Consider the following 7,776-nt stretch of genomic DNA (forward strand, 5'->3'; position numbering starts at 1 on the left):
TTAAAAATTTGAGGCTTTATTTCAAAATGGAAACAAGTAATTCTGTCGATAAATTTGGGGATACGGATATAGCAGTTATTGGTATGTCGTGTCGGTTTCCAGGGGCAAAAAATATTGCTCAATTCTGGGATAATTTAGTTAATGGGGTAGAGTCTATATCTCAATTTTCTCAAGCAAGTCTAGCGGCATCTGGTATACCTCCATCCCTATTTAGTAAAGATAATTATGTCAAAGCTAGACCTGTTTTAGAAGATATAGAACTTTTTGATGCTGCCTTTTTTGGTTATAACCCAGCAGAAGCCGAGTTAATTGATCCGCAACAACGGATATTTTTAGAAACTGCTTGGGAAGCACTAGAAGATGCTGGTTATGTAACAGAGAATTATCAGGGATTAATTGGTGTTTATGCAGGAGGAATTTTTAATAATTATTCACTAGGAAAAATCTCTAAAGAGGATAATATAGATGACCATGAAATGGGAAATTTATTACTAGCAAATGACAAAGATTATTTGCCTACAAAAGTTTGTTATAAATTAAATTTAAAAGGGCCAGGAATTAATGTCCAAACTGCCTGTTCTACTTCATTAGTAGCGACTCATTTAGCCTGCCAAAGTTTACTTAATTATGAAGTAGATATCGCCTTAGCGGGTGCCATTGCCATCAGTTTGCCACATAAAGCGGGTTATTTTTATCAAGAGGGTGGCATCCTTTCACCAGACGGTCACTGTCGAGCCTTTGATGCCAAAGCACAGGGAACACTGTTTGGTAGTGGAGTTGGTATTGTAGTTTTAAAGCGGTTAGAAGAAGCCTTGAGAGATGGCGATCGCATTCATGCAGTGATCAAAGGCTCGGCTATTAATAATGATGGTTCATTAAAAGTCAGTTATACAGCACCTAGTGTAGAAGGACAGGCAGAGGTAATTGCAGAAGCCTTAGCGAATGCCGGGTTAAATCCAGAAACTATTAGTTATATTGAAGCTCACGGGACTGGGACTCCAATGGGAGATCCGATTGAAATTGCCGCTCTCACTAAAGCTTTTCGTGCTAGTACTCAAAATAAAGGTTACTGTGCCATTGGTTCAGTTAAAACTAATGTGGGACATCTGAATGCAGCTGCTGGGATAGCAGGTTTAATCAAAACCATTTTGGCACTCAAATATAAGATGATTCCCCCTAGTTTGCATTTTGAGCAACCTAATCCGCAAATTGATTTTGCCAATAGTCCCTTCTACGTCAATAGCAAACTATCAGCATGGAACACTGAGGATAGTCCTCGTCGCGCCGGTGTGAGTTCTTTTGGTGTCGGTGGTACGAATGCCCACATTGTTCTAGAAGAAGCTCCTGAACCAGCAATATCTGGGCAATCACGCCCTTGGCAGTTGCTTGTTCTCTCCGCTAAAACTGCTACAGCCGTTGATACAGCTACTGCTAACCTTGCTGAATATTTAGAACAGCATCAAGAACTCAACTTGGCTGATATTGCTTACACCCTGAGTATTGGTCGTCAAGCTTTTAGCGATCGCTGTATAGTAGTATCTCAAAACCTGGACGCAGCTGTCAAAGCACTTAAATCACAAGATTCCTCAACAGTGTTCAGCCAATTTCAGGCATCACAAGAACGGCCAGTTATCTTCATGTTTCCAGGTCAGGGTACACAATATGTGAACATGACCAAAGAACTCTACCAAGTTGAACCCACATTTCGTCAACATATTGATATCTGCTGTGAACTACTCCAACCTGATTTAGGAATTGATCTGCGTCAAGTTATCTATTCTGAAAAATCCCCAGAAACAGCAATTACTCAATCAGTATTATTTGTAATTGAATATGCTTTAGCTCAATTATGGATATCTTGGGGAATACATCCTGTAGGCATGATTGGGTATGGGATGGGAGAATATGTTGCTGCGACCTTAGCCGGAGTATTTTCTCTGAAAGAAGCTTTAAAATTAGTCGCAAATAGGGAAAAAATCGCCGAAATTCACCTACAACCACCACAAATTCCCTACATCTCTAATTTGACTGGAACTTGGATTACTACCCAAGAAGCAACAGACCCCCATTACTGGTTAAAACATTTAGGGAAAGGTGAGAATTTTAATGCAGGTTTACAAGAGTTATGCCAACAACCTGGACAAATTCTGCTAGAGGTAGGGATAGGAAATACTTTAAGTACCTTAGCCAATCAGCATCCAACTAAATCTGCTCAACAGGTGGTGCTATCTTCAATAGGCGAGGATCAATCAGCAGTAGCATTTTTACTGAATACTTTAGGTCAATTGTGGTTAGCTGGGGCATCTGTAGACTGGTCAGGATTTTATGCTCATGAACGCCGTCAGCGTGTGCCTTTGCCTACTTATCCCTTTGAGCGTCAGCGTTATTGGATTGAACCGCAAACACCGATATCAAAGGTGAAAAAGTCGGATATTGCCGATTGGTTTTATTTACCTTTGTGGAAACAATCTATACTGGCAACGCAATATCAAGAACTAGCACCGCAGCAGTCTAGCTATTTGGTCTTTTTGGATGAATGCGGCTTGGGTTGGCAATTAGTAGAACGACTACAACAGCAAGGTCACGATGTGATCACAGTCCAAGTGGGAACGGAATTTGACAAATTAAGCTCTTACTCTCTCAATCCTCAATCTTGTGATGATTATGATGCCCTAGTCCAACAACTCCTACTCAAACAGCAACTACCCCACACAATTGTACATCTGTGCAATGTCACATTAGACCCGGAAGTAATTGAGCAAGAGCAAACCACAGGATTTAATAGTCTGTTATTTTTAGCCCAGGCATTGGGCAAACATCCTCTTATTGGTGAGTATCGGTTGGTGGTGATTTCTAATCACTTGCAATCAGTTGTTGGGGATGAAATTCTATCTCCCCAAAAGTCAACTTTGCTTGGGCCTGTTCAGGTGATACCGCAAGAATACCCCAATTTTAATTGTTGCAGCATTGATATTGTCTTGCCTGTGGTTGGAACTTGGCAATATGACAAACTTCTAGAAAATCTGCTGACTGAATTGAGAGTTGCATCATCTGAGCAATTAATTGCTTACCGTGGTGTTTCTCGCTGGGTGCAAACTTTTGAACCAGTCCGTTTACAAAAAGCAAAAGATGAAACCCCACGATTACGTCAAGGGGGAGTTTATCTGATTACTGGTGGATTGGGTGGAATTGGACTAGTTTTAGCAGAGTATTTGGCTAAGACAGTGCAAGGGAAGTTGATTCTGACCGGACGTTCAGCTTTTCCCCAGCGCGACGAGTGGGAACAATGGTTAGCTACCCATGATCAGCAAAATTCCATCACCGCAACAATTCGCAAAATCCAGGAATTGGAAACATTTGGTGCGGAAATATTGGTTGTTACTGCTGATGTAGCTTCATTAGCACAGATGAAAAAAGCGATCGCTTGCGGACAGCATCAATTCGGCACTATTAATGGTGTCATCCACGCTGCCGGTGTTCCTGGTGGTGGTGTGATGCAAATCAAAACCGTGGAGGAGGTGCAAAAGGTTCTGTCTCCCAAAGTTACGGGAACATTAGTCTTAGAAAATATCTTCCAGGATGTGAAATTAGATTTTCTAGTTTTGTGTTCATCAATTGCCGCAATTAAAGGCATATTCGGGCAAGTAGATTATACAGCAGCCAACTCCTTTTTAGATGCTTTCGCTCGCTCCAAAAATTCTACAAACAGCACATTTACAGTCTCCATTAATTGGGATGCTTGGCAACAAGTCGGCATGGCTGCTCAAGCATCCATGCAACTATTCGTTTCTCCACCTCAAGCTCAACAAGTTACACATCCCTTATTTGATCAATATATAGTTAATAGCTCCGAAGAAGAGATATATATTTCTCATTTGAGTACCAATAGGCATTGGGTATTAAATGAACATCAGGTAATGGGAAAAGCTACCCTTCCAGGAACAGCCTATTTAGAAATAGTTAGAGCCGCCAGTGAACGCCATGCTCATAACAGAGTATTGGAAATTAAAGAAGTAAATTTCTTAGCTCCCTTAATAATAGAACCAGATGCAGAAAAAGAAGTACATACAGTTCTGAAAAAACAGGGAGATGGGTTTGAATTTGTAATTATGAGTAGGTCAAATTCAAGCACACAATCGTGGCAAGAACATAGTATAGGTAAAATAGCTTTTGTAGAGGCACAACTGCCACAAACTCATCACATTGCTTCCATTGAAGCAAATTGTAATCAGCCAGAAATTATGATTGGTGAACCAGAATTAAAAACCCAATCAGACTTGATAGAATTTGGAGCTAGATGGAACAACATTAAACAAGTGAAGTTGGGCATAGATCAGGGCATCGCTTTATTGGAGTTACCAGCAGCATTTGTCGATGATATCAATTTATATAAATTGCATCCAGCCCTATTAGATCAAGCAACTGGATTTATGACTAGCCAATTCCTGAAATCAGGAACATATCTCCCCTTTTCATATAAAAAACTCAGGATTAAAGGACATTTACCGACCAAAATATATAGCTACATCAGATACATCAATCAGCACCAATCCATCACCGATAATCTCTGCTTCAATATCACGATATTCGATGAAGAAGGAAACGAATTAGTAGAAATAGAAGAATATACTCTACGGAAGTTAAATTTGGATATTTCTACTATTAGCAAATCGCAGCAGCCAGTATTTAGTGCTGAATTGCCAAACAAATATACTACCTTATCAAAGGATTTTATTCAGACAGGATTATTACCCTCAGAAGGTATTAATGTCTTTCTCAGAATTTTGGCAAGTACACTATCTCAGGTTGTGGTTTCTACCACTAATTTAGAAACTCAGGTTGGTCAGAAAAATATTCATAATCAATCACTGAGTTTTCTAGAAGCATTAGAAAAAGTTAATCTTTCTCAACCAGCACATCCACGACCTGCACTCAGTAGTGCTTATCTTGCTTCTCGTAACGAGATTGAGCAAATCCTTGTCAACATCTGGCAAGAAATACTTGGCGTAAAACAGATAGGTATTAATGATAACTTCTTTGAGTTAGGAGGAGACTCCCTACTAGCCGTGCGCTTCATTTCTCAAGTGCGGGAAAAACTGCACATAGAGTTACCCATCAACAGTTTATTTGAAGCACCTACTATAGCTGGGTTATCACAGTACTTTGAACAAGAGGCTGATGGTTCTGGATTGAGCGATGTCTACGACGAGCTAAACCTACGAGAAGAGGGAGAAATATGAAAACTACTAGAGAATTTTTAGCTTATCTGAAGAGTCTAGATGTACAATTTTGGGTCAACGGTGACAAGCTGCGTTATAGCGCCCCCACAGGAACATTAACACCCACCTTACTGGGGCAGATCAAAGAGTACAAAGCAGAGATTATTCAGCTTTTACAAAACACAGATATTAACTCTAGTTCTAGCAATGGGGCAATTGTACCTATACCTAGAGACACAGACATACCTTTGTCATTTGCCCAGCAAAGATTGTGGTTAATAGAGCAAATAGAAGGTAAAAGTGCGATTTATAACGAATCTGCGGTAGTAAAAATTAGTGGTTCTCTACAAATAGCAGTTTTAAAGCAGAGCTTCGCAGAAATTGTACAGCGTCATGAAGTCTTGCGGACAAGCTTTAAAAATGTAGATGGGCAAGCAATTCAGGCGATCGCACCAAACTTGACAATTACAGTACCTGTGGTCGATTGGCGTTCCCTGACTAAAACCGAGCAGGAACAAGAAGTACCGCGTCTGATAGCAGAGGAAGCCAAACGACCTTTTGACCTTACCCAAACGCCTTTATTACGAGTCACACTTTTACAACTAGAAGAGACCGAATATCTACTGCAACTGACCATCCACCACATTCTTGCAGACTTTTGGGCTATTATTTTACTCTTAGATGAATTTACCCTGCTTTATCAAGCTTTTGCTCAAGGCAAAGCATCACCACTTCCTCCTTTGCCAATTCAATACGCAGACTTTACAGTTTGGCAACGGCAGTATTTACAAACCGGGATCATAGAAAAAGAACTTGCTTACTGGAAGCAGCAGCTGCACAATGCTCCCAAATTACTGCAACTACCCACAGAGCGATCGCGACCACCAATTCAAACTTACCCAGGCCAGATACACATCTTCTCACTGTCCAAAACATTAACTGAGTCCCTGAAAGCTACTAGTCGCAGTGCGGGAGCCACCCTATTCATGACACTGCTAGCAACCTTCAAAACCTTACTCTACCGCTACACAGGTCAAGAAGATATCTTATTAGGTTCACCTATTGCTAACCGCAACCGAGTAGAAATTGAAAAACTAATTGGTTTTTTTGTTAACACTTTAGTCTTACGTACTTCTTTATCAGGTAATCCCAGCTTCCGGGAATTATTAACCAGAGTCCGGGAGGTGACATTAAATGCTTATGCTCACCAAAACTTACCCTTTGAAAAGCTGGTGGAAGAATTACAACAGCCGAGAGACTTAAGTTACTCCCAGTTGTTCCAAGTCATGTTTTCTTTTCTCAATACACCCCAAACCAGCTTAGAAATTCCCGGTCTCACCCTGGAAGTTGTACCCACTCATAACCAGACATCTAAATTTGATCTAAGTTTGGAATTTGCACAAACAGAATCAGGTCTCATAGGAGAAATAGAATACAACACTGACTTATTTGATGCCGCGACAATTAGCAGAATGTCAGGGCATTTACAAACATTATTAACAGCAGTAGCCGCCAATCCAGACCAGCGACTCCTAGAACTCCCACTACTCACCCCAAAAGAAGAAAATCAACTGTTAATCGAGTGGAATCAAACCCAAGTAGATTATCCCCAACAAACTTGTATTCATCAACTCTTTGAATCACAAGTAGAACGCACACCAGATGCAATTGCTTTAGTCTTTGAAGATGAGCAATTAACCTATCAACAACTAAATACCAAAGCCAATCAGTTAGCACATTATTTGCAAAAGCTGGGTGTCAAACCAGAAACATTAGTTGGCATTTGTGTAGAACGTTCCCTGGAAATGGTCATAGGACTTTTAGGGATTCTCAAAGCCGGAGGAGCTTATGTCCCCTTAGATCCAGCATATCCCCCAGAGCGTTTAGAATTCATGCTGGCAGATGCCCAAGTTCCCATTTTACTCACTCAAGCATCACGACTAACAACACTACCCACTCATTCAGCCCAAGTCATTTGTCTAGATACAGACTGGGATAAAATCACCCTCCACAATCAACAAAACCCCCATAGTATTGTTACCAGTGAAAACTTAATTTACGTTATCTATACATCCGGTTCCACAGGCAAACCCAAGGGGACAATGAACACCCACAAAGGGCTGTGTAATCGTTTATTGTGGATGCAAGATACTTATAAATTAACACCACAAGACCGGGTTTTACAAAAAACTCCTTTTAGTTTTGATGTTTCAGTTTGGGAGTTTTTCTGGACATTAATCACCGGAGCAAAATTGGTAATTGCCCAACCAAAAGGACATCAAGATAGTGCTTATTTAGTCCAACTAATTGCTCAAGAGCAAATCACAACGGTGCATTTCGTACCTTCCATGCTGCAAGTATTTTTAGAAGAGTCAGGGTTGGAATCTTGTAGCTGTCTGAAACGGGTGATTTGCAGTGGAGAAGCTTTACCTAAAACTTTACAAGATCGATTTTTTGCCCGTCTAGATGCTGAATTGCATAACTTGTATGGCCCAACGGAAGCAGCAATTGATGTGACTTTTTGGCAATGTCAGCCTCATAGTCAATTGCCATTTGT

General features: G+C 40.6%; 2 protein-coding genes. Both read left to right on the plus strand.

The genetic code is table 11. From position 1 onward, the window contains the following. The first annotated feature begins 26 nt into the window (after positions 1-26). On the plus strand, positions 27-5,240 hold the full coding sequence (locus tag ACSQ6I_RS19075; protein ID WP_438891869.1) for an SDR family NAD(P)-dependent oxidoreductase: 5,214 nt from the start codon (positions 27-29) through the stop codon (positions 5,238-5,240). Then, the coding region (locus tag ACSQ6I_RS19080; protein ID WP_438891870.1) for a condensation domain-containing protein at positions 5,237-7,776 on the plus strand (2,540 nt) is incomplete at its 3' end. The genes ACSQ6I_RS19075 and ACSQ6I_RS19080, both read left to right, overlap by 4 nt.

The organism is Anabaena sp. WFMT (assembly GCF_051781005.1).
GTDB lineage: Bacteria > Cyanobacteriota > Cyanobacteriia > Cyanobacteriales > Nostocaceae > Anabaena.